At 59.4% G+C, this 21,484-nt stretch carries 22 protein-coding genes and 1 rRNA gene; 7 read left to right on the top strand and 16 right to left on the bottom strand.

Features of this window, described 5'->3' with window-relative positions:
* The 7 genes from BI292_RS20185 to BI292_RS20150 all read right to left on the bottom strand — a co-directional run.
* Window positions 1-78, bottom strand: a 16S ribosomal RNA gene (locus BI292_RS20185); the annotation flags it as partial.
* 489 nt (window positions 79-567) lie between these two features.
* Window positions 568-1,188: a protein-methionine-sulfoxide reductase heme-binding subunit MsrQ gene (gene msrQ, locus BI292_RS20175; RefSeq protein ID WP_101208923.1), complete on the bottom strand. Its 621-nt coding sequence runs from the start codon at window positions 1,186-1,188 to the stop codon at window positions 568-570.
* A complete protein-coding gene (gene msrP / locus BI292_RS20170) occupies window positions 1,188-2,201 on the bottom strand; it encodes a protein-methionine-sulfoxide reductase catalytic subunit MsrP (protein ID WP_101208922.1) in 1,014 nt (337 codons plus the stop codon). The genes msrQ and msrP overlap by 1 nt, the downstream gene beginning before the upstream one ends.
* Window positions 2,202-2,259: 58 nt before the next feature.
* Window positions 2,260-3,114 (bottom strand): CDP-diacylglycerol--serine O-phosphatidyltransferase, encoded by an 855-nt coding sequence (gene pssA, locus BI292_RS20165; protein WP_092277945.1) that lies wholly within the window; start codon window positions 3,112-3,114, stop codon window positions 2,260-2,262.
* A gap of 144 nt (window positions 3,115-3,258) precedes the next feature.
* The gene (gene ilvC / locus BI292_RS20160) at window positions 3,259-4,275 is read right to left on the bottom strand and encodes a ketol-acid reductoisomerase (RefSeq protein WP_007948647.1); all 1,017 of its coding nucleotides are present in this window, start codon (window positions 4,273-4,275) and stop codon (window positions 3,259-3,261) included.
* A gap of 48 nt (window positions 4,276-4,323) precedes the next feature.
* The gene (ilvN, locus tag BI292_RS20155) at window positions 4,324-4,815 is read right to left on the bottom strand and encodes an acetolactate synthase small subunit (protein ID WP_003176102.1); all 492 of its coding nucleotides are present in this window, start codon (window positions 4,813-4,815) and stop codon (window positions 4,324-4,326) included.
* 2 nt (window positions 4,816-4,817) lie between these two features.
* Entirely contained in the window at window positions 4,818-6,542 is a 1,725-nt protein-coding gene (locus BI292_RS20150; protein WP_092281640.1) for an acetolactate synthase 3 large subunit, read from the bottom strand.
* Window positions 6,543-6,943: 401 nt separating this feature from the next.
* Here BI292_RS20150 and BI292_RS20145 point away from each other — a divergent pair, with 401 nt between their 5' ends.
* Window positions 6,944-7,366, top strand: a complete 423-nt coding sequence (locus BI292_RS20145) for a DUF4124 domain-containing protein (RefSeq protein ID WP_101208921.1) — start codon at window positions 6,944-6,946, stop codon at window positions 7,364-7,366.
* A gap of 120 nt (window positions 7,367-7,486) precedes the next feature.
* Here BI292_RS20145 and BI292_RS20140 read toward each other — a convergent pair whose 3' ends face one another.
* From BI292_RS20140 to mrcB, 3 genes are read right to left on the bottom strand one after another with little or no spacing between them, the layout of a single operon-like run.
* Complete coding sequence (locus BI292_RS20140; protein WP_101208920.1) at window positions 7,487-7,822, bottom strand: YqcC family protein; 336 nt, start codon at window positions 7,820-7,822, stop codon at window positions 7,487-7,489.
* Window positions 7,822-8,559: a hypothetical protein gene (locus BI292_RS20135; RefSeq protein ID WP_101208919.1), complete on the bottom strand. Its 738-nt coding sequence runs from the start codon at window positions 8,557-8,559 to the stop codon at window positions 7,822-7,824. The genes BI292_RS20140 and BI292_RS20135 overlap by 1 nt, the downstream gene beginning before the upstream one ends.
* A gap of 16 nt (window positions 8,560-8,575) precedes the next feature.
* Window positions 8,576-10,900: a penicillin-binding protein 1B gene (gene mrcB, locus BI292_RS20130; protein WP_101208918.1), complete on the bottom strand. Its 2,325-nt coding sequence runs from the start codon at window positions 10,898-10,900 to the stop codon at window positions 8,576-8,578.
* A gap of 117 nt (window positions 10,901-11,017) precedes the next feature.
* Between mrcB and BI292_RS20125 the strand changes: the two genes are divergently transcribed.
* The 4 genes from BI292_RS20125 to BI292_RS20110 all read left to right on the top strand — a co-directional run bounded on the left by BI292_RS20125 (window position 11,018) and on the right by BI292_RS20110 (window position 14,395).
* A complete protein-coding gene (locus BI292_RS20125; protein WP_101208917.1) occupies window positions 11,018-12,574 on the top strand; it encodes a bifunctional aminoglycoside phosphotransferase/ATP-binding protein in 1,557 nt (518 codons plus the stop codon).
* Between the two features lie 91 nt (window positions 12,575-12,665).
* Complete coding sequence (locus tag BI292_RS20120; protein WP_101208916.1) at window positions 12,666-13,010, top strand: pentapeptide repeat-containing protein; 345 nt, start codon at window positions 12,666-12,668, stop codon at window positions 13,008-13,010.
* 287 nt (window positions 13,011-13,297) lie between these two features.
* Complete coding sequence (locus tag BI292_RS20115; RefSeq protein ID WP_007971093.1) at window positions 13,298-13,570, top strand: TfoX/Sxy family protein; 273 nt, start codon at window positions 13,298-13,300, stop codon at window positions 13,568-13,570.
* A gap of 15 nt (window positions 13,571-13,585) precedes the next feature.
* On the top strand, window positions 13,586-14,395 hold the full coding sequence (locus BI292_RS20110; RefSeq protein WP_101208915.1) for a Crp/Fnr family transcriptional regulator: 810 nt from the start codon (window positions 13,586-13,588) through the stop codon (window positions 14,393-14,395).
* Between the two features lie 230 nt (window positions 14,396-14,625).
* Here BI292_RS20110 and BI292_RS20105 read toward each other — a convergent pair whose 3' ends face one another.
* The 4 genes from BI292_RS20105 to BI292_RS20090 are packed head-to-tail and all read right to left on the bottom strand — an operon-like array spanning window position 14,626 to window position 18,172.
* Window positions 14,626-15,477, bottom strand: a complete 852-nt coding sequence (locus tag BI292_RS20105; RefSeq protein ID WP_101208914.1) for a ChaN family lipoprotein — start codon at window positions 15,475-15,477, stop codon at window positions 14,626-14,628.
* Window positions 15,478-15,498: 21 nt separating this feature from the next.
* Window positions 15,499-16,266, bottom strand: a complete 768-nt coding sequence (locus BI292_RS20100; protein WP_101208913.1) for a heme ABC transporter ATP-binding protein — start codon at window positions 16,264-16,266, stop codon at window positions 15,499-15,501.
* Complete coding sequence (locus BI292_RS20095) at window positions 16,266-17,249, bottom strand: iron ABC transporter permease (protein ID WP_178076605.1); 984 nt, start codon at window positions 17,247-17,249, stop codon at window positions 16,266-16,268. The genes BI292_RS20100 and BI292_RS20095 overlap by 1 nt, the downstream gene beginning before the upstream one ends.
* A 50-nt stretch (window positions 17,250-17,299) precedes the next feature.
* The gene (locus tag BI292_RS20090) at window positions 17,300-18,172 is read right to left on the bottom strand and encodes a hemin ABC transporter substrate-binding protein (RefSeq protein ID WP_101208911.1); all 873 of its coding nucleotides are present in this window, start codon (window positions 18,170-18,172) and stop codon (window positions 17,300-17,302) included.
* A gap of 163 nt (window positions 18,173-18,335) precedes the next feature.
* On the opposite strand from BI292_RS20090, the gene BI292_RS20085 reads away from it, so the two are divergent.
* On the top strand, window positions 18,336-18,653 hold the full coding sequence (locus BI292_RS20085; protein ID WP_101208910.1) for a Rieske (2Fe-2S) protein: 318 nt from the start codon (window positions 18,336-18,338) through the stop codon (window positions 18,651-18,653).
* Here the strand turns inward: BI292_RS20085 and sfsA are convergent.
* Together sfsA and BI292_RS20075 are read right to left on the bottom strand one after the other, a co-directional pair.
* Window positions 18,650-19,363, bottom strand: coding sequence for a DNA/RNA nuclease SfsA (gene sfsA, locus BI292_RS20080; RefSeq protein WP_101208909.1), 714 nt, complete (start codon window positions 19,361-19,363; stop codon window positions 18,650-18,652). The genes BI292_RS20085 and sfsA overlap by 4 nt on opposite strands.
* Window positions 19,363-20,535, bottom strand: coding sequence for a pyridoxal phosphate-dependent aminotransferase (locus BI292_RS20075; protein WP_101208908.1), 1,173 nt, complete (start codon window positions 20,533-20,535; stop codon window positions 19,363-19,365). Before BI292_RS20075 ends, sfsA begins: the two co-directional genes overlap by 1 nt.
* A 333-nt stretch (window positions 20,536-20,868) precedes the next feature.
* On the opposite strand from BI292_RS20075, the gene dksA reads away from it, so the two are divergent.
* A complete protein-coding gene (gene dksA, locus BI292_RS20070) occupies window positions 20,869-21,309 on the top strand; it encodes an RNA polymerase-binding protein DksA (RefSeq protein WP_007902025.1) in 441 nt (146 codons plus the stop codon).
* The last annotated feature ends 175 nt before the right edge of the window (window positions 21,310-21,484 follow it).

Here is a 21,484-nt window from a genome sequence, read left to right as displayed (position 1 = left end):
TTCTCTCTACCGCTCGACTTGCATGTGTTAGGCCTGCCGCCAGCGTTCAATCTGAGCCATGATCAAACTCTTCAGTTCAAACATCTTTGGGTTTTTAAGAAACCCTAAACTTGGCTCAGCAATCGTTGGTTACATCTTTGATTTCTCGCGGAGTAACTTGTGATGCTGATAATCTTGTTGACTATCAGTCTGACCCCACAAGCACCCACACGAATTGCTTGATTCAGTTGTTAAAGAGCGGTTGGTTAAGATCTTTCGTCTCAACCGAGGCGCGCATTCTACAGCAGCGCCAGTTACTGTCAAGTGGTTATTTTCAGAAGTTTTCGAAGATTTCTTCAACAACTTCAACCACTTGCGCTTTCGATCTCTCGTTAGCGGGAGGCGAATTCTACAGCGTTACTCGCTGCTGTCAACCCCTCTTTTTCAACCCCCTTTCGCGCTTCGATGAACTGAAGCAACCCACTGCCGAAACCTGCGTAACTCATTGTTTACCAAGGAGTTTTCCGTTTCGACTGCGCCGGAAGTGGGGCGAATTATAGACTTCCAGATTCTGCCGTCAAGCCCTAATTACGCCTTTCTCGCCGAAGCAGGCTTCTTACCTATTAAACGCGGGATTCGCCGCGCTACGGGCGGCAGACGCAGCAGCATCAGCAACGCACCTATAGAAGCATAAACAGCCCATTCCTTGAGGTCCGCGCGAACGATCCACAACATATGCAGCAAACCGAGCCCGAGAATCACATAAACGAGGCGATGCAGTTTCTTCCAGCGTGTACCCAGGCGCCGCTGACTGTAGCGATTGGACGTCACTGCCAACGCCAGCAAACAGAGAAACGCCAGCGCCCCGACGATAATGTACGGCCGCTTGCGCAGCTCCACGCCCAATTGCGACCAGTCAAAGCCGAGAATGAACGCCGTATACCCGCACAAGTGCAGGAACACATACGCAAAACACCACAACCCCAACTGGCGCCGGACAGCAATCCACCCCGCCCAACCGGTGAGCTTCTGCAGCGGCGTCATGCTTAGCGTAATCAACAAAAGGACAAGCGTGCCCAACCCCAAGCGATCAACCAATACCTTGCCCGGGTCTGGCCCGAGCACATCCGCCCAGGCTTGATACAACCAAACAAGCGGCCAGACCGCGATAGCTATAAAGACAAAAACCCGCCAAAACGCGAAACGCATCAATAGTTCTTCCGCAAATCGAGACCTGCATATAAAGAAGCGACTTCGTCTGAGTAACCATTGAACATCTGGGTATCGCGCACATTCGGTTTAAACAGACCACTCGGCAAACGACGCTCGCGCGCCTGAGTCCAGCGCGGATGATCGACCGTGGGATTCACGTTCGCATAAAAACCATACTCATCCGCGGCAATGCTCTGCCATGTCGTCTTCGGTTGTTCGCTGACGAGACTGATGCGAACGATCGATTTGATGCTCTTGAACCCATACTTCCACGGCACTACCAAACGCAGCGGCGCACCATTCTGATTTGGCAACTCGCGGCCGTACATGCCCACCGCCAGAATGGCCAACGGGTTCATCGCCTCATCCAGACGCAACCCTTCGACATAAGGCCAGTCGATCAGGGCAAAACCAGAGCGCTGCCCCGGCATGCTTTTCGAGTCTTCCAGCGTTTCGAAGCGAATGTATTTGGCGCTGGAGGTTGGCTCAACTTGCTTGAGCAACGCCGAGATCGGGAAACCGATCCACGGAATTACCATCGACCACGCCTCAACGCAGCGCAGGCGATAGATTCGCTCCTCCAGTTGATAAGGTTTCATGAAGTCTTCGAGCGCGTAGCGCCCCGGCTTACCCACTTCCCCGTCGATGACCACACTCCACGGCTCGGTTTTCAGCGCGCCAGCGTTGGCGGCCGGGTCACCCTTGTCGGTGCCGAACTCATAGAAGTTGTTGTAGTGGGTCGCGTCCTTGAACGGCGTGATCGCCTCATCCTTGACGTTGACCGCGCCCCATTTGGTCGAAGAAAGCTTATCGGCAAACCAGGAAGGCGCCTTGCCCGGCTCGACATCGGCATAACGCGCCGCATCGTCGGCTTGCGCCCAACGCGGCAGGCTGCTCACGGCGAGGCCGGCCACGGCAGCACCGAGCACATGGCGACGAGAGAGATAAATGGATTCAGGCGTCACGTCCGACTCATGGCAGTCGGACGCTTTGGGGATTTTGATCAGCATGACTACTCCGCAGTATTGGAGGGCAGATGCACCAATAGACTGCAGAGTATCAGGGAAATTACGCGCTTTTATGTCGACGAAGACGTAACAGGTATTGAACCGGACCAGACGCCGCGTAGCCGAGAAACACCAGCAGCAGAATGCGCGGCGGATCACTGAAGACCACGGCAAACACCAGCACGACTGCGAGGATCGCCACGAACGGCACGCGGCCCTTCAAGTCCAGCTCCTTGAAGCTGTTGTACTTGATATTGCTGACCATCAGCATGCCTGCGGCCGCGACCATCAACGCCACCAGGAACGACATTTTCGAACCCTGGATGCCGTAATCGCTGAATGCCCAGACAATCCCCGCAACAACACCTGCCGCCGCCGGACTGGCCAGGCCAATGAAGTAGCGCTTGTCAGCGGTACCGACCTGGGTGTTGAACCGGGCCAGACGCAACGCCGCGCCCGCGACATAAATGAAGGCGACCATCCAGCCGACCTTGCCCATGTCACCCAAGGCCCAGCCGAATGCCAGCAAGGCCGGCGCGACGCCGAAGGCAACCATGTCCGACAGCGAGTCGTACTCGGCACCGAAGGCGCTTTGGGTGTTGGTCATGCGCGCAACCCGGCCATCGAGGCCGTCGAGCACCATGGCGACGAAAATCGCGATCGCGGCGAAGGCAAAATATTTGCTCGCATTGACCGAATCGCCGGCGCTCAAGGCAGCCTGGGCACTCATCGAGTTGATGATGGAATAGAACCCTGCGAAGAGGTTCGCAGTGGTGAACAGATTCGGCAGAAGATAGATACCACGATGCCGGACTTTACGGCCTTCAGCGTCATGCCCTTCCTCGATGTGTTCATCGATGGGCAGCAGACTTTCGGCGTCAGGAGCCTGGTTTGGCTCTTCGGGACGTTCGCTCATGGACATTACCTTGCAACAGGGTGGAAAGTTTCGACAGGTGTCTGCGACCACGGTTCGGCCGCAAACGATGCAGCTTTATACCAGAACCGGCGATCCAAACGAAAAAACGCGGCCTAGGCCGCGTTTTCCGTACAAGACTGCGACTTAGTTTTTGGCTTTGTCGACGATCTTGTTGGCACCGATCCACGGCATCATGGAGCGCAGTTGCTCGCCGATGATTTCGATACCGTGAGCGGCGTTGTTACGACGCTTGGCGGTCATCGAAGGGTAGCCGGTTGCGCCTTCGCTGATGAACATTTTGGCGTATTCGCCGTCCTGAATACGTTTCAGGGCGTTGCGCATGGCCTGACGGGATTCGGCGTTGATCACTTCCGGGCCGGTCACGTACTCGCCGTATTCAGCGTTGTTGGAGATCGAGTAGTTCATGTTGGCGATACCGCCTTCGTACATGAGGTCAACGATCAGCTTCAGTTCGTGCAGGCATTCGAAGTAGGCCATTTCCGGCGCGTAGCCAGCTTCAACCAGGGTCTCGAAACCGGCTTTTACCAGTTCAACGGTACCGCCGCACAGAACGGCTTGTTCGCCGAACAGGTCGGTTTCGGTCTCGTCCTTGAAGGTGGTTTCGATGATGCCGGTACGGCCGCCGCCAACGCCGGCAGCGTAGGACAGTGCAACGTTTTTGGCGTTGCCCGAAGCGTCCTGATAGATAGCGATCAGGTCAGGGATACCGCCGCCCTTGACGAACTCGGAACGCACGGTGTGGCCCGGGGCTTTCGGCGCGATCATGATCACGTCGAGGTCAGCGCGCGGAACAACCTGGTTGTAGTGGATCGCGAAGCCGTGGGAGAAGGCCAGGGTGGCGCCTTTCTTGATGTTCGGCTCGATTTCGTTCTTGTACAGCGCGGACTGGAACTCATCCGGGGTCAGGATCATGACCAGGTCGGCAGCAGCAACAGCGGACGCAACGTCAGTCACTTTCAGGCCGTGAGCTTCGGCTTTGGCAACAGTGGCCGAACCTTTACGCAGACCGACAGTAACGTCAACGCCGGAGTCTTTCAGGTTGCACGCTTGAGCGTGGCCCTGGGAACCGTAACCGATGATGGCAACTTTCTTGCCCTGGATGATCGACAGGTCGCAGTCTTTTTCGTAATAAACTTTCATGAAATTCCCCTATATATCCAGGCCGTTCAGGCCATTCACTAATTTCGTTTAGATGCTGAGTACTTTGTCGCCGCGGGCGATACCGGTTACGCCGCTACGGACGGTTTCCAGAATCGATGCGGTGCCGATGGACTGAATGAAGCTGTCGAGCTTGTCGCTGGTACCGGTCAGTTGAACGGTATAAACGCTGGCGCTGACATCGACGATCTGCCCACGGTAAATATCGGTAGTGCGTTTGATCTCGGCGCGCTGGGCGCCAGTCGCCTTGACCTTGACCAGCATCAGTTCGCGCTCGATGTGAGCACTCTCCGAGAGGTCGACCAACTTGACCACTTCGATCAACTTGTTGAGGTTCTTGGTGATCTGCTCGATCACTTCGTCATGCCCAACCGTGGTCAGCGTCAGACGCGACAATGTCGGGTCTTCGGTCGGTGCCACGGTCAGGCTTTCGATGTTGTAGTTGCGCTGCGAGAACAGGCCGACTACACGAGACAGAGCGCCGGGTTCGTTTTCCAGAAGCAAGGAAATAATGTGCCGCATGATTAAGTACGCTCCGTCTTGCTCAGCCACATATCGCGCATGGAGCCGTCTTTGATCTGCATCGGGTAGACGTGCTCACTGGTGTCGACCGAAATATCGAGCACCACCAGGCGATCCTTCATGGCGAACGCTTCCTCCATCTTCGACTTCAATTCTTTCGAATCGGTGATGCGCATGCCGACGTGGCCATAGGCCTCCGCCAACTTGACGAAGTCGGGCAACGATTCCATGTAGGAGTGCGAGTGGCGGCTGCCGTAGCTCATGTCTTGCCACTGGCGAACCATACCCAGAACACCGTTGTTCAGGATGACGATTTTCACCGGCAAGCCATATTGCAGACAGGTAGACAGTTCCTGAATATTCATCTGGATGCTGCCCTCGCCCGTCACGCAGACGACGTCGGCATCCGGGAAGCTCAGCTTGATGCCCATGGCCGCCGGGAAACCGAAGCCCATGGTGCCCAGGCCACCGGAGTTGATCCAGCGGTTCGGCTTGTTGAACGTGTAGTACTGCGCCGCGAACATCTGGTGCTGGCCCACGTCGGAAGCAACATAGGCATCGCCCTTGGTCACTTCGCAGAGGGTTTCGACCACGGTCTGCGGCTTGATGATGCTGCCGTCGCCCTTGTCGTAAGGGAACAGGCCGCGGTCACCGCGCCACTCGTCAACTTGCTTCCACCAACTGGCAACCGAGTCCTTGTTCGGGGTCTCGCCGATTTCCTTGAGGATCGCGACCATTTCGCTCAGGACACTTTCCACCGGGCCGACAATAGGAACGTCAGCCTTGATGGTCTTGGAGATCGAAGCCGGGTCGATGTCGATGTGAATGATCTTGGCGTTGGGGCAGAACTTCGCCGGGCCGTTGATCACGCGGTCATCGAAACGCGCGCCGACTGCAAGGATCACGTCAGCGTGGTGCATCGCCAGGTTGGCGGTGTAGCTGCCGTGCATGCCGAGCATGCCGATGAACTGGCGGTCGGTGCCAGGGTAGGCACCCAGGCCCATCAGCGTGTTGGTCACTGGCAGGTTGAGCATCTTCGCCAATTCGGTCAGCGGCGCGGAGCCACCCCCGAGAATCACGCCGCCGCCGGCGTACATCACTGGACGCTTGGCCGCGAGGAGCATTTCTGCAGCCTTGCGGATTTGCCCCGAGTGACCGCGAACGGCCGGGCTGTAGGAACGCAGCTTGGCTTTTTTCGGGAAGATGTATTCGAACTTCTCGGCCGGGTTGGTCATGTCTTTCGGGATATCGACCACGACCGGGCCCGGACGACCGGACTGCGCCAGGTAGAACGCCTTCTTCATGACTTCCGGGATTTCCGAGGCGTGCTTGATCATGAAGCTGTGCTTCACGATCGGCCGGGAGATACCGATCATGTCGGTTTCCTGGAACGCGTCGGTGCCAACCATGGTGCTAGGCACCTGGCCGGAAATGATCACCATCGGAATGGAGTCCATATAAGCAGTGGCGATCCCGGTAATGGCATTGGTTGCGCCAGGACCGGAAGTCACCAGTACCACGCCGGCTTTACCGGTGGCACGGGCATAGCCGTCAGCCATATGGGTAGCCGCTTGTTCATGGCGAACCAGGATGTGGGTCACTTCCGGTTCTTTGAACAGGGCATCGTAGACATGAAGAAGAGCACCACCGGGGTACCCGTAGATATATTTGACGCCTTCGTCACGCAAAAAGCGGACGAGCATCTCACCGCCAGATAAAAGCTCCACGTTGTTCACCTCTAAAACGCCAGAATACCGTCCACTCACAAGAGGACGGGTCTTAATAGGTTTACTTCTCGGCAGAGCATGAGCGACGGTGGTCGCCGACTACGTCAGCACTGACTGAGCAAGTATTGGGATCGTCCCAAGTGTTGCGGGGCTTTCCCACCCAGCGCGAGGTAACGCGTTGCGGGTGTAACAGGTCGGCGCGGGTATGCGCCTCATGATCTGCCGAGTGGGTCTGCTTCTGGCAGTCCCTCTACAGCGGACTTTGGATTCTTCTGTTTCGTCCTCTGCAAGTCAAGCCGTCTATGTGCTTTATTGTGAGTAAGCACATGAGAACGCAAGAAAAAACCCGTAAACCCCATGTGTGTTAGCTTCAATTGCGCAACTTCTGACAAGGAAATGGCATGCGTACCTTTTTCATCACCGCCAGTTTGCTGCTCACCCTGAGCCCGATGACCATGGCGGCGCAGATCTATAAATGGGTGGACGCCCAGGGCGTTACGCACTTTGACGCGCAGCCGCCGCAGGGCCAGCCCTCCACTACGGTGGTAACGCCCGCCGCGCCGGCGAGCAAACCGAGTGCGCCGGCCAACAGCAACGTGATTGGCGACCAGCAAGGCATCGACAAGACTGTGAAAAAGCAGGTGGCTGAGCAGCAGGCGCAGCTCAAAGTGTTCTGCGAACAGGCGCGGACGAACCTTGCGCAGTTGCAGAACAATCCACGACTACGGGAAGAGGTTGATGGCGAGATGCGCCGCCTGACTGACCAGACGCGGCAGGAGCGCATCATCGAGGCGCAGAAGCAGATTGCCGATAATTGCCAATAACTGCCTATAAAAAACCTGTAGGAGCAAAGCTTGCTCGCGATAGCGATTCAGCCGTCAACACATGTGCTGAACGTGAAACAGCTTTCGCGAGCAAGCTTTGCTCCTACAGGGTTCGCGTCGTTAGCGCGACGCGGTGATCAGCAGGTCGAACTCTTTGAGCAACACCTGCAACTGCCGATCCTTGCCCTGCACATCACGCGCGGCGAAGACCATTTCGGCCATTTCCTGAATGCCCGAGGCATTGGGCAATGGCAGATCCTGTTCGAGGATCGCCTTCATGCGCGGCAGGAAAATCCATTGCAGCCACTGCTCGAAGTCCAGCGTGTTGACCGCGAACGGCTCGACACTCGACAACGCTTCAGCGCTCGGCGCGACGTCATCCCACCAGCCCTGAATCCGCAACTCGCGTTCGATCAGCAACAACTGCTCGGCAATCCTGGGGAAACGTGCGTCCATCACAGCGCAACCTTGGCCTTCTGACGGGCCAATGCGGCGCCGGCGGAATCGCCCTGTTTCTCACGCGCCTGAGCGATCAATTCCCACAGGTTGGCCTGCAGATCCGGGCGGCCACTGGCGAACGTCAGACCGCGACGAGCGAATTGCTCGGCTTGCGGCGCATCACCTTGAGCCATGCGCACCTGCGCCAGGCGATAAAGCACTTGCGGCTCACGCGGGGCCACACGCTGGGCACGTTCCAGGCTCGAAGACGCGCCATTCAGGTCGCCACCGGCCTGTTGCTGTTGAGCGGTGGTGAGCAACGCGAGTACCGGACCGTCCAGTTGCTCGTCGGCCGACAAACCGCCGCCGCTGCTCGCCGAAGGAATCCCGCTCGGCGTCGATGGCATGCTGTAGCTGCCCTGATTGACCGGCGCCGATTGCACCGGCGAAGTATCAATCGGACCTGGAGTGATCGGCCCCGGAGTGATCGGCGAAGTGCTGATCGGCGCCGAACTGACTGCGCCGCCGCCCGGCACCATCACCACCACACCGGTATCACCTTGCGGGATCGCCTGGGTCTGGCCTTGCGCAGGACGTTTCACGGTGGTCTGACGGAAACCGCCATTCGCCGAAATCCGCTCACTGTTCGACACCGCGCTGCCGGAGTCCACAACCGGGATCGAACCGCGCTGTACGCTGGAACAACCGCTGAGCAAAGCTACGGCGGTAACCGCTGGAATCAACCACTTGTTCACTTGAAACCCTCTTTGCTTAATTCATCCAGCCCTTGACCCAATCCATCACCGTTTCGCCGGAAGCAGGGCTTTCGCCACCGCAAGCTGCGCCGGGAGGCGGTTCGCTGCCGCGAATATACGGCATCTGCACCGCACCTGGGCAACCGGCATCAGAGCCTTGCCCGGTGCGCGAATCTACCCACGCCTGCACGATGTTGTCCGGTTGCGGCATGTCCAGCGGCAGCGGATCGGCTTTGCGCATGAAACTGGTCCAGACCTGCAAGGCGCCGGTGGCGCCGGTGAACGGCGTCTTGCCGTTATCGTCGCGGCCCAACCACACCACCGCCAGCAGATCCTGACTGAAACCGGCGAACCAGCTGTCACGCGAATCGTTACTGGTGCCGGTCTTGCCCGCCAGCGTCAGGGTTTTCGGCAACACGTTGTAAACCGAACTGCCGGTGCCTTCACGCATAACCCGCTGCATCGCGCTCTGGATCAGGAAAATCGACGCCGGGTCAAAACGCTGCTGAATCTGGAACGGATAACGCTTGAGCGGCTCGCCTTCCGCAGTGAGAACACTGCGAATCCCGCGCATCGGCGTATTAAAACCGCCGTTGGCCAGGGTCTGATACATCGTCGCCACTTCCATCGGCGTCAAGGCGCCCGCGCCCAACAGCATCGACGGGAACGCCGGGAATTCCCGCGTCACACCCAGTCGCGCCAAGGTCTTGAGGACGTTCGGCACGCCCAGCTCCAGGCCGAGACGCGCGGTCGACAAGTTGTACGAATGCGCCAGCCCCTGATACAGGAACACTGTGCCGTGGGAGCGACGATCGTAGTTCTGCGGTTTCCAGACTTGCCCATCCGCACCCTTCACCGAGAAAGCGTCGTCCGACAGCCAACTGGTCAAACTGTATTGGCTCGGTTTCTCAAGCGCCGTCAGATACACCGCCGGTTTGATCAAAGAACCAATCGGCCGTACCGCGTCGAGCGCCCGGTTGAACCCGGCGAAACTCGCCTGACGGCTGCCGATCATGGCTTGGACTTCACCGGTTTCCGGGTTGGTCACGACCATCGCTGCTTCGACGTCATCCGAACCCTTGCGCCCGGCCAGGCGTTTAAAGGTGTCGTTCACCGAGGCCTCGGCTTTCATCTGCAGAATCGGATCGAAACTGGTGAAAATCCGCAAGCCTTCTTCGGTCAAGTCTTCGTCGCGATAGTCATCGCGCAATTGCCGTTTGACCAGATCGATGAAGCCCGGAAACGAGCTGTCCGCGAGCTTGCCGCGCGTGGTCACGCCCAGCGGCATGGCTTTCGCCGCCGCCACTTGTTCGACCGAAGCGACGCCTTGCTGCTCAAGCACGTCGAGCACCAGATTGCGTCGTTCCAGCGCGCGCTCAGGATTGCGTCGCGGGTTGTAATAGGACGGCCCTTTGACCATGCCCACCAGCAACGCCACTTGGTGCAATTTCAGCTCGGACAACGGTTGGCCGAAGAAGAACTGGCTGGCCAGACCAAAACCGTGCACCGCACGCTGACCGTCCTGGCCGACAAACACTTCGTTGAGGTAAGCCTCAAGAATTTCGCGTTTGTCGTAATGCAGCTCCAGCAGCATCGCCATCATGGCTTCGGTGAGTTTGCGGGTCAGGCTGCGTTCGCTGGTCAGGTAGAAATTCTTGACCAATTGTTGCGTCAGCGTACTGCCGCCCTGGGTCATCTTGCCGCCCGAGGTGTTCACATAAACGGCGCGGGCAATCGACTTCGGCGACACGCCCCAGTGACTGTAGAAATCCCGATCTTCCACCGCGACCAGCGTTTCGAGCAGGTACGGCGGCACCTGATCGATCTTGATCAGAATCCGGTCTTCGAGGTTTTTCGGATAAATCCCGCCGATCATCAGCGGTTCCAGGCGTACCACCGAAAGCTTCGAGCCGTTGGTCGCGGACAGCTCGGCCACGTAATCGCCGGAGAAGCGCACGCGCACCGGCTGAGCTTTTTCCAGGCCTTCATAAAACTGGAAGCCACGGGTGTTCAGGTCGACGGTATTGCCGCTGACCGCCGCCGCGCCGGGGCCGTTGCTCACGGCTTCGCGGCGATAGCCCAAGGCATCGAGTTCGGTAAGGAAGTCTTCCTTGCTGAGCTTCTGCCCGGTGAACAATTCCAGCGGCCGTGCGTAAACCTTGGCCGGAATGGTCCAGCGCTTGCCGGAAAACTTCTCCTGGACAATCGCGTCGAGGTACACCGCGAACCCGGCGAGCACGACGAGGCCGACCAGGCTGAGTTTAATGGCCCAGCTCAGCCAGGGGCTCATGCCCTTGGAAGGTGGTTTTTTTTTGCTGCGAGGGGATCGAGTACGAGTCATGGCGGCGGATTATACGCACTTTATTCATCCTCAACAGGAGCCCTCCGAGGTTTGCGTCAGGCGGACTTGCGGCCATAATGGCGACCTTGAAATTTCTCCCACTTTGAAGGATCGCCTGTGAGCCAGTCCCTGATCGCCGCCCTGCAAAACCCGGCCCTCTACCCGCATCCCGTCGACGGGTTCCAGGTTATCGAGACCCACATTTCCTGGGTCATCCTCACAGGCCCGTTTGCTTATAAAGTGAAGAAACCGGTGAATTTCGGCTTTCTGGACTTCACCAACGTCGACGCCCGCGAGCATTTCTGTGGCGAAGAGCTGCGTTTGAACCAGCGCTTGACCAATGATTTGTATCTGGAAGTGTTGCCAATCACCGGCAGCGCCGAGGCCCCGCAGATTGGCGGCGATGGCCCAGCGCTCGATTTCATGCTGAAAATGCGTCAGTTCCCGCAAAGCCAATTGCTCAGCACCCTGCAAGCCAACGGCGAACTGACCACCGCGCACATCGACGAGATGGCCGCGCAAATCGCTCACTTCCACCTCACTGCGCCGAAAGTCCCGGCCGAACACGACGCCGGCACCCCGGACAGCGTGATGGCGCCAGTGCGGCAGAACTTCGAGCAGATCCGCCCGTTCCTCAGCGACAAAGCTGATCTGCAGCAACTCGACGCCTTGCAAGCCTGGGCCGAAAGCAGCTTCGAACGCCTCAAGCCACTGTTCGCCCAGCGCAAGGCCGATGGTTTTACCCGCGAATGTCATGGCGACATTCATTTGGGCAACGCCACCGTCATCGACGGCAACGTGGTGATTTTCGACTGCATCGAATTCAACGAGCCGTTCCGCTTTACCGATGTTTACGCCGACACCGGTTTCCTCGCGATGGACCTCGAAGACCGTGGTTTGAAAAGCCTGGCGCGGCGTTTCATCAGCCAGTACCTAGAGCTGACCGGCGATTACCAGGGCCTCGAAGTGCTGAACTTCTATAAAGCCTATCGCGCGCTTGTCCGCGCCAAAGTCAGCCTGTTCAGCATGCCGGCCGAAGCCGATCCGGTGCAGCGCGCCACCACCCTGCGTCAGTACCGCAACTACGCGAACCTGGCCGAAAGCTACAGCACCATTCCTTCGCGTTTCCTGGCAATTACCCACGGCGTATCGGCAGTCGGCAAAAGCCGCGTGGCCATGCGTCTGGTCGAAGCGCTGGGCGCGATTCGTCTGCGTTCCGACGTTGAACGCAAGCGCCTGTTTGGCGAGCAAACCGTACAGAACGATCCGCACGCCGGCATCTATAGCGCCGACGCCAGCGCCAAGACGTACGCGCGCCTGCATGAAATCGCCGCAGTGATCCTGCACGCCGGTTTCCCGGTGGTGATCGATGCGACTTACCTCAAACGCGAGCAGCGTGACGGCGCGGCGAAGATTGCCGAGGCCACCGGCGCGCCGTTCCTGATTCTCGACTGCAACGCGCCGCAAGCTGTGATCGAAACCTGGCTGGCGCTGCGTCAGGCCGACAAACAGGACCCGTCCGACGCCAATCTGGCCGTTATCGCTGACCAGCAAGCCAGCCGTGAAGCGCTGACGCCGGCCGAGATTCTCTGCAGCAAACGTGTTCAGACCAACGAAAGCGGGACCCTCGACACCGTCGTCGCGCAGATCCGTCAGCGCATGCCAGGTCTGTAAGAAACTATTTCGACCGTGGAGCCTGCTCTGGCTTCACGGCCGTCAAATAGTGGCACTATACTGGCGTCATAAAACCAACAGGTGATGTGACATGAGCCAGCCGAAACTTCTCGACACCCCGCTTTATGCCTTGCTGCACAAAGACGACATCACAGGTTTTAACAACGAACGCCCGGCGGACGGCCCGATCGATATGGTCGGTGGCGATTTCCGTGGGCTCGACCTGCGTGAGTTGAACGCTGACGGCATCGACTTCACCGACGCCTACTTCCGATCCGCTGACTTGCGCGGCATCGACTTTCGCAACGCATCGCTGGAAGGCGCAAGCCTGGCGCATGCGCAAATCTCCGGCGCCTATTTTCCGCCCGAGCTGAGGGCTGACGAAATCCTGATGTCGATGAATTTCGGTACACGCCTGCGCTATCGCACTCGCTGATATCCCCCGCTACAACGCAATCCTTGTAGGAGCGAGCCTGCTCGCGAAAGCGGTTCAGCATTCAACATGCATGTTGGCTGACACGGCGCTTTCGCGAGCAGGCTCACTCCTACAGGGGGATTGCTTTGCCCTCCCTTCCTGCGTCCGCAGAATCCTCCTACGCGTCAAAACTCCCCTTCTTAGAAGCTTTTGCGACAAAAGCGACCAAACAATCACGCTTTTCCTACTGATGGCTACACTCCTCAAAGGCTCGCCCACCCACCATTCGGCCGTCGCAAGGAGGCTTGATGAATGATGAACTGCAACACCTGAAGAATCTGGGCAAGACGTCGGCACAGTGGCTGCACGCCGTGGGCATCCACAGCGCTTCGGACTTGCGCCGCCTGGGGGCGGTGGACGCTTATCGCGCCGTGCGCACGCGCGGGTTTCGGGCGTCGAAGGTGTTGCTGTATGCGATCGAAGGCGCCTTGATGGACGTGCACTGGAACGACATCCCCGCTGAACGCAAGGAAGCCCTGAACAAACAACTCGAAGCGATCTCCTCACGCCACAAGAATTGAACAGGCGCCATCGCCATGTACCTGCTCGGGGAACAACCGGCTTACGCCGACACATTGATCAATCGCCTGCAACATCTGCCTTCGCGCTTACTGGAGGGTTTATCGCCCTGTGGCCCGGCTCTGGCGTTTGCGGCGGTCGATGACCTCGCCACACTGCTGCCCGACGATCAGCTGTTTTTGCTCGACAGTGGATTGCTCCACGGCTGCATCGAAGAACGCGCGCTGTTTTACCTGCATGAAGGTGATCTGCTCGGTCTGCGCCAGGACGTCGAATGGCCGTATTGGCGCCTGCGCAGCGACGGGCCGCTGTCGCTGCTTCCCTACGCGCGCGCAGATGTGTTCCAGCATATTTATGCCGACACCGGGCGTGCGGAGTTATTCCTGCAATACCTGCTGGGCCAGACCGCCCTGCTGTCCGACGCGGTCGCGCGCCTGAAGCCGCCGGAGTTTCGCAGCAGCAATGGTTTCAAACGCGTTGCCAGCGGCGAAGTGCTGATCCATCAGGGCGATGTGGCAGACCATGTATTCGTCATCATCAGCGGCCACGCCGAGGCCTTTGTCGACGGACACAAGGTCGGCGATGTACCCAAGGATGAGATTTTCGGGGCGATGGCGGTGTTCACTGGCGAGAAGCGCAGCGCCAGTGTGATCACCTGCGAACCGAGCACAGTGATGCTGATTCCCAAGGATCAATTTCTCAGCCTGACGCAGAGCAATCCGAAGATCGCTCACAGCTTGATCGAGAGCATGGCGCGGCGAATCGAGTTGTTGAACCAGCAAGTCACCCAGCTGAGTTCGCTGAAGAAACTGGCTAAAGCCCAATGATCACGGGGCTTTTAAGCCATCGGCAAATAAATGAAGAATCAGCGGTTGACTTGGTAATGAGAATCGCTATGATTATCACAACTGGTCGCGAGACTGGTCGATATTCTGAAAAGCCCTTGGTTCGGACTCTCAGATTATCTCCTCATCAGGCTAATCACGGTTATTTGACCCGGCTCTTGCCGGGTCTTTTTTTGCCTGCGATTTACCGTCCGGTAACAAGCGGTGAAAGGCTACTTGGCCGTTTGCTCACGCATCTGCGCGCAATAGTCCTGCGCCGGGGTGGCCGGGGTGAACCAGACGTAATCGGCCATCGCCGGCGTCACCTGGCTGCCGCGCTCCGCCAGCAGCAACACCGTCGGCGCTTCACGCTCGCCGAGGTCGAGCACATGCAGCGGCACGCCTACGTCTTTGCGCGCATGGTAAGCACCGGCGAATAACAGCGACGGCATCGGCGCAGCGATCAAACGCTCGGCCATGCGCCGGTCACGTTGCTGCTGCACCGCGAGCATTGCCGGCATCTGCGATTTGGGCAGCAGGCCACAATGCGATTCGCTGATCTGCTCCAGCAATACCTCCTTCACCGCCGGCGCATTGGAACGCGCCCCGCTCAACATCAGCGGCTGCTTATAAAAGGCACGCATTTGCGAGTTATCCAGATTGGCCGCCAGTAACGGATACGGCTGGCCCAGCGCAAACCGCACAATCGGCCCGTACAAATCCCAGTCCCAACCCGATTGCCAGGCCAGCGCACCGGGCAAATCATTCGGCAGGGTTGGCGCGCGGCGCACCGCATCGACGCGGGGTTGTTGATCGGGCGTGAGCATTTCCAGCAACAAACTGCCTTGCGGACGGCGCTGCCCCATCGCTTGCAGCAGCCACAATTGCAGTTGATGGTGATCGCGATTGTCATGTTGCTCGCCGACGATCAGCCGCTCAGATCTGGCCAATCGCGCGAGCAACTCCTGCGCCGTCAGTGACCGACCATTGCGCAGATCGCGAATCTCCCCAGTGATTGGCGGCGGCGCCGCAACATGCTGACAAGCACTCAGCAACAATGCCGCCAACAGCAAAATCCCTCGCATGTTCTCACCTCGTGGCAATGCTCAGCGGGCGATGATCAGCGGATGCCCACGCTCCGGGTGCGGTTGCACCAATACTTCGAGACCGAATACCGCTTTCAGCAGTTGCGGTTGCAACACCTGCTCGGGCGTATCCAGCGCTACCGGGCGCCCGCCTTCGAGCAGCAACACACGGTCACAATAACGCGCCGCCAGATTCAGATCATGCAGGATCACCAACACGGCGGCGCCACGATCGGCGAACTCGCGCACGGCTTGCAACGTGGTGTGCTGGTGCAACGGATCGAGCATCGACGTTGGCTCGTCCAGCAACAAAGTCTGCCCCGCTTCGCCCGGCCACAGTTGCGCCAACACTCGCGCCAGATGCACGCGTTGCCGTTCGCCGCCGGACAACGCCAGATAGCTGCGACCGCTCAGATGCCCGGCATCGGCAGCGCCCAATGCGGCGGCGACAATTTGCGCGTCGCGCACGCGGCCGCTCTGATAAGGCAAACGGCCCATGCCGACCACTTCCTCGACACGAAAGCCGAAATCCAGCGTCGACACTTGTGGTAACACCGCCAGTTGCTGCGCGCGCTCGACGCCGGTGCAGTGGCGCAACTCACGCTCATCGAGCCAGACGCGGCCTTCATCCGCCAACAGTTCGCCGCACAACGCCCCGAGCAACGTGCTTTTGCCGGCGCCGTTGGGGCCGAGCACGCCCAGCACTTCGCCCGGTTTGAGTTCGAGGGTGATGCCCGAGAGCACGGTTTTGCTGCCCCGGCGGATCATCAGGTTTTCCGTGCGCAACATCAGGCAGGCTTCCTGAGCAACAGAAACAGAAAGAACGGCGCGCCGATGAACGCCGTGACAATGCCGATCGGCAACTCGGCCGGCGCCAACGCCAGACGCGCCACCAGATCGGCGAACAGCAGCAAACTCGCGCCGGCCAGCAACGAGGCCGGCAGCAATACCCGGTGATCCGGCCCGGCGAGCAAGCGCACCAAGTGCGGCACCACCAGCCCGACAAACCCGATCATCCCCGCCGCTGCCACCGCAGCGCCGACGCCCAGCGCGGTGCAAAACACCAGCTCACGTTTAAGCCGTTCAACATCAATGCCCAAGTGACCGGCCTCCGACTCACCGAGCAACAATGCATTCAACGCTTTCGCCCGGCGCGGCAACCACAGCGCAACGCCAACCGTGACCAACAGCAACGGCCAGAGCCGCGAATAACTGGCGCCATTAAGGCTGCCAAGGTTCCAGAACGTCAGCGTGCGCAGCGTTGCGTCATCCGCCAGATAGGTGAACAAACCCACCGCCGAGCCGGCCAACGCGGTCAGCGCGATACCGGCCAGCAACATGGTTGCAACGTTGGCCTGGCCGTTACGCCGCCCGAGCCGATAGACCAAAGCGGTCACGCCGAGCCCGCCGATAAACGCACACAACGACAGCAGATACGGCCCGAAGGCTTCCGGCAAACCGCCGAACGCCGAGCCGCCGACAATCGCGATCGCCGCGCCCAGCGCCGCGCCACTGGAAACGCCGACCAATCCCGGATCGGCCAGCGGATTGCGAAACAAGCCCTGCATCGCTACCCCGGACAGCGCCAACACGCCGCCGACCGCGAGCCCGAGCAAAGTGCGCGGCAGGCGAATTTGCCCGAGGATCAATTCAGCCTGCTCGAGCCCTTGCGGCGCAATCGGCAGACCGATCAGCCGCAGCGCCGCGCGCAGGGTATCGAGCAGCGGCAGGCTCACCGGCCCCAGCGCCAACGACAACCAGATCGCCAGCAACAACAGCAGACTCAAGCCAATAAACAACGCGCGGGGTTTGACCAGCGTGGTCATTGGTCGGTCGCGCCGGGATAAAAGCCGTCGGACAGCTTTTTCAGCGCCTCGGGCAACCGTGGCCCCAAGCCGCCCACCAACAATGTCGGGTCAAGTTCCATCACGCGTCCATCCTTGGCGGCGCGGGATGAGGACAGGATCGGGTTTTCCTTGAACAGCGCTGCGCGAGCGTCTTCGCCGGTGAGTGCGCGATCGGCGAACACCAGCACTTCAGGATTGAGGCTGGCCAGCGATTCGTTGGAAAAAGGTTTGTAACCGGTGTGCGTCGCCAGGTTATGGCCACCGGCCTGTTGCAGCAGCCAATCGGCGGCGGTGTCCTTGCCGGCGATCATCGGTTTGCCGCCCATGTGCCCGAGCAACAACAACACGCCCGGGGCTTTGTGTTTAAGCTGCGCCTCGGTGACGCGGAATTGCTGTTGATCGAGTTGCTGTTGATAACGCTGGAAGGCTTGCGAGGCCTGATCCTCGGCGCCGAGCAATTTGCCTAGGTGCGTGAGGTTGCCCTGCAAGGCTGAAACATCCGGTTTCGCGGAGAACAATTCGACCTCGACCCCGGCGCTGCGAATTTGCGCCAGTACCGGCGGCGGGCCCATTTCTTCGGTGCCTACCAGAATTTGCGGGCGCAGGCTCAAGATGCCTTCCGCCGACAACTGGCGCTGATAGCCAATGCTCGGCAATGTTTTCAGCGACTGCGGATGTTGGCTGGTGGTGTCGACGCCGACCAGTTTCTCCTCGCCGCCCAGCGCGCTGACCCATTCCGACAAGGCGCCGCCGGCACTGACCCAGCGTTGCGGCAACTCAGCCGCCGTCGCCTGATGGCTGACGAGCAGCCCGACACATAAGCCAACGACGCGGGTACTCAGGCGCATAAACAGCTTCCTTGAAAGGTTTTCCCGGGCATCCGGCGGGCAGGCCAAGTATCCTCGGCATCCGGCGAGCGCCCCGTGGGCGGGCGGCCATTTGATAATTGTTTGCATTTGCACGTCAAGCTCGGAAGCGTCCTACAGCACGCATCGACATTTGAGGATAGACATGAAGTTTCTTTGCAGAAGCGAGGAATTGGCCGACGCCAGCAGCCGCGGGTTTGATATCGATGGGCAAAAGCTCTTCGCCGTGCGCCGTGGCGCTCAGGTCTACGTCTATCTCAACCGCTGCCCGCACCGTGGCGTGAGCCTGGAATGGACGCCGGACCAGTTTCTCGACCAGAGCAACAGCCTGATCCAGTGCGCCACCCACGGCGCACTGTTTCTGATCGAGGACGGCGAATGCGTTTCCGGCCCGTGCGCCGGGCAATCGCTGACGGCGGTGGCCTGCCGCGAAGACGCGCAAGGCATCTGGGTCAGCGTTTAGCCGTTGAGCAACACGTCCAGGCGCCGATCCACGAGCATCTCTTCGTGGCTCAAACGCACGCCATACGCCAGCACTTCCACCCCGCACGCCACCGCTTCACGCAGCGCGTCGGCGTAGGCCGAATCGATTTCTTCGGCAGGACGCACGGCTTCGATGCCGCTGAGATTGACGCAATACAACTGCACCGCGCGAATCCCGTCGCGGGCCAGATGCGCCAGTTCGCGCAAATGCTTGGCGCCGCGCTGGGTCACCGCGTCGGGGAATGCCGCCACCGCCGTGCCGTCGTAACCCAAGGTGACACTTTTGACTTCGACGTAGGCCGGCCCGCTCGGGTACTCGAGGCGGAAGTCGATACGGCTGCTTTCCTGTCCGTAGGCCACTTCGCGCCTGAGTTCGGTGAAGCCGTTGAGTTCGCTGATCACGCCTGCACGCAACGCTTCTTCGATCAAACCGTTGGCGCGCCCGGTGTTCACGCAAAACAACCGGCCTTGCGGGGTTTCGCCGATTTCCCAGGTGCCGGGCAATTTGCGTTTCGGGTCGTTGGAGCGGCTGAACCAGACTTGCCCGCCCTCGACCTGGCAATTGAGCATCGAGCCGGTGTTGGGGCAGTGAATGGTCAGCAACTCGCCGCTAACGGTTTCGATATCGGCGAGAAAACGCTTGTAGCGACGGATCAGACGCCCTTCTTCGAGCGGAGGAGAAAAGCGCATCAGCCTTGCCAACTCTTCAAGCCGCGCGCGATGCGCTCTACCGCTTCCTGCAAACGCGGCAGACTTTGTGTGTAGGCAAACCGCACGTGGTGCCCGGCCTGATAACGCCCGAAATCCAGACCCGGAGTGATCGCTACATGCTCGTTTTCGAGGAAGTGCCGGCAGAACGCGAAGGCATCGCCGCCGAACTGGCTGATATCGGCATACAAATAGAACGCGCCTTCAGGTTCGACGGCGATGCCGAAGCCGAGCTCACGCAAGGCTGGCAGCAGGAAGTCGCGACGACGGCCGAACTCCGCGCGGCGTTCTTCGAGAATGCTGATGGTCGCCGGTTCGAAGCAGGCCAACGCAGCGTGCTGGGCCATGCTCGGGGCGCTGATGTAGAGGTTTTGCGCGAGTTTTTCCAGTTCGCTGACCGCCGCTTCCGGCGCCACCAGCCAACCGAGGCGCCAACCGGTCATGCCGAAATACTTGGAAAAACTGTTGAGCACGAACGCGCTGTCATCGACTTCAAGAACGCTGGCGGCATCGGTACCGTAAGTCAGGCCGTGGTAGATCTCGTCGACCACCAAATGGCCATGCCGTTGCTTGATCGCGGCAGACAAACCGGCGAGTTCGTCGCGAGTGAGGATGGTCCCGGTCGGGTTGGCCGGCGAGGCGACCAGCGCACCGACACTGTCGTGATCCCAGTGCCGCGCCACCAGGCCCGGGGTCAGTTGATAACGCACCTCCGGGCCGACCGGCACCAGTTGCGCCGCGCCTTCGACCAGTCGCAGAAAGTGCCGGTTGCACGGGTAACCGGGGTCGGCGAGCAGCCAGTGTTTGCCCGGATCGACCAGCAACGCGCTGGCCAGCAGCAACGCGCCGGAGCCGCCCGGCGTGACAAGAATCCGCTGTGGATCGATGTTCAGCCCGTAGCGCTGTTGATAAAAACCGGAAATCGCTTCGCGCAACTCGGGAATTCCGCGCGCGGCGGTGTAACGGGTCTTGCCTGCCGTCAGCGCAGCCTGCCCAGCCTGGATGATCGGCTCGGCGGTGGTGAAGTCGGGTTCGCCGATTTCCAGGTGAATCACGTCGTGACCGGCGGCCTGCAATTCATTGGCCCGCGCCAGCAACGCCATCACGTGAAACGGTTCGATCGCACGACTGCGCGCACTGTAGGGCTGAGCCATTAGCCTTCCTTCAACGGTGAAAAGAACCGATTCTACCCATGCACTGGAACGAGCGAGAACCTAAAGCGGTCAGAGCCGTTAGAACCGGGGTCATGAACGACACAAGCGAGTGTCTCAGGTTTGACTAAAATCAATATTTGATCAGGCCTCCATCACCTCCAGACAAGGCTTTGCAATCATTTGCAAGCACCGCGCGCCACTACTGCGACATCCGGGAGTAGCGCGGCCCGTTTTGATCTGGTAAGTTCGCCCGCTTGCAGCCGCAGGGCCGGCAGGTGTCGGTGATGGAGCAATCCTGCGCAATGGATTACAAGAGTAGAGGCGGTCCATTTCATGCCCACCCAAGCAAAGCAGCAAAACCAGTCGATCAGCGGCTTCGAACCCTACAAAGAAGTTAAGGGCGAGGAGTACATGGGCAAGCCCATGCGCGCTCACTTCACCAAGATCCTGAATAAGTGGAAACAGGACTTGATGCAGGAAGTCGACCGTACGGTTGATCACATGAAGGACGAAGCGGCCAACTTCCCTGACCCGGCAGATCGTGCCAGCCAGGAAGAAGAATTCAGCCTTGAGCTGCGCGCCCGTGACCGTGAGCGCAAGTTGATCAAGAAGATCGACAAGACGCTGCAATTGATCGAAGACGAAGAATATGGCTGGTGCGAGTCCTGTGGCGTCGAGATCGGCGTCAAGCGACTGGAAGCCCGCCCTACCGCCGATATGTGCGTTGACTGCAAGACCCTGGCGGAAATCAAGGAAAAGCAAGTCGGCAAGTAATGGCGACTTGAACCAATAACGGAGCGTGCGAACGCTCCGTTTTTGTTTGTGAAATTCGTTGTGTCTTCAAAATCGCCATCGCGAGCAAGCTCGCTCCCACAGAAGAGCAGGCGACGATCAACCTGTGGGAGTGAGCCTGCTCGCGATGGCGGTTTGTCAGTGACATGAGTGTTGA

This window comes from Pseudomonas sp. 43NM1 (assembly GCF_002836905.1).
GTDB classification, from domain to species: Bacteria; Pseudomonadota; Gammaproteobacteria; order Pseudomonadales; family Pseudomonadaceae; genus Aquipseudomonas; species Aquipseudomonas prosekii.
The sequence above is the reverse complement of the archived record's forward strand: the minus strand, read 5'-3'. Positions and strand labels throughout refer to the sequence as shown.

Bases quoted from the DNA above. Each gene is read 5' to 3' on its own strand.
- msrQ (WP_101208923.1), bottom strand. From the start codon at position 1,188: ATGCGTTTCGCGTTTTGGCGGGTTTTTGTCTTTATAGCTATCGCGGTC.
- msrP (WP_101208922.1), bottom strand. From the start codon at position 2,201: ATGCTGATCAAAATCCCCAAAGCGTCCGACTGCCATGAGTCGGACGTG.
- pssA (WP_092277945.1), bottom strand. From the start codon at position 3,114: ATGAGCGAACGTCCCGAAGAGCCAAACCAGGCTCCTGACGCCGAAAGT.
- ilvC (WP_007948647.1), bottom strand. From the start codon at position 4,275: ATGAAAGTTTATTACGAAAAAGACTGCGACCTGTCGATCATCCAGGGC.
- ilvN (WP_003176102.1), bottom strand. From the start codon at position 4,815: ATGCGGCACATTATTTCCTTGCTTCTGGAAAACGAACCCGGCGCTCTG.
- BI292_RS20145 (WP_101208921.1), top strand. From the start codon at position 6,944: ATGCGTACCTTTTTCATCACCGCCAGTTTGCTGCTCACCCTGAGCCCG.
- BI292_RS20140 (WP_101208920.1), bottom strand. From the start codon at position 7,822: ATGGACGCACGTTTCCCCAGGATTGCCGAGCAGTTGTTGCTGATCGAA.
- mrcB (WP_101208918.1), bottom strand. From the start codon at position 10,900: ATGACTCGTACTCGATCCCCTCGCAGCAAAAAAAAACCACCTTCCAAG.
- BI292_RS20120 (WP_101208916.1), top strand. From the start codon at position 12,666: ATGAGCCAGCCGAAACTTCTCGACACCCCGCTTTATGCCTTGCTGCAC.
- BI292_RS20115 (WP_007971093.1), top strand. From the start codon at position 13,298: ATGAATGATGAACTGCAACACCTGAAGAATCTGGGCAAGACGTCGGCA.
- BI292_RS20110 (WP_101208915.1), top strand. From the start codon at position 13,586: ATGTACCTGCTCGGGGAACAACCGGCTTACGCCGACACATTGATCAAT.
- BI292_RS20105 (WP_101208914.1), bottom strand. From the start codon at position 15,477: ATGCGAGGGATTTTGCTGTTGGCGGCATTGTTGCTGAGTGCTTGTCAG.
- BI292_RS20100 (WP_101208913.1), bottom strand. From the start codon at position 16,266: ATGTTGCGCACGGAAAACCTGATGATCCGCCGGGGCAGCAAAACCGTG.
- BI292_RS20090 (WP_101208911.1), bottom strand. From the start codon at position 18,172: ATGCGCCTGAGTACCCGCGTCGTTGGCTTATGTGTCGGGCTGCTCGTC.
- BI292_RS20085 (WP_101208910.1), top strand. From the start codon at position 18,336: ATGAAGTTTCTTTGCAGAAGCGAGGAATTGGCCGACGCCAGCAGCCGC.
- sfsA (WP_101208909.1), bottom strand. From the start codon at position 19,363: ATGCGCTTTTCTCCTCCGCTCGAAGAAGGGCGTCTGATCCGTCGCTAC.
- BI292_RS20075 (WP_101208908.1), bottom strand. From the start codon at position 20,535: ATGGCTCAGCCCTACAGTGCGCGCAGTCGTGCGATCGAACCGTTTCAC.
- dksA (WP_007902025.1), top strand. From the start codon at position 20,869: ATGCCCACCCAAGCAAAGCAGCAAAACCAGTCGATCAGCGGCTTCGAA.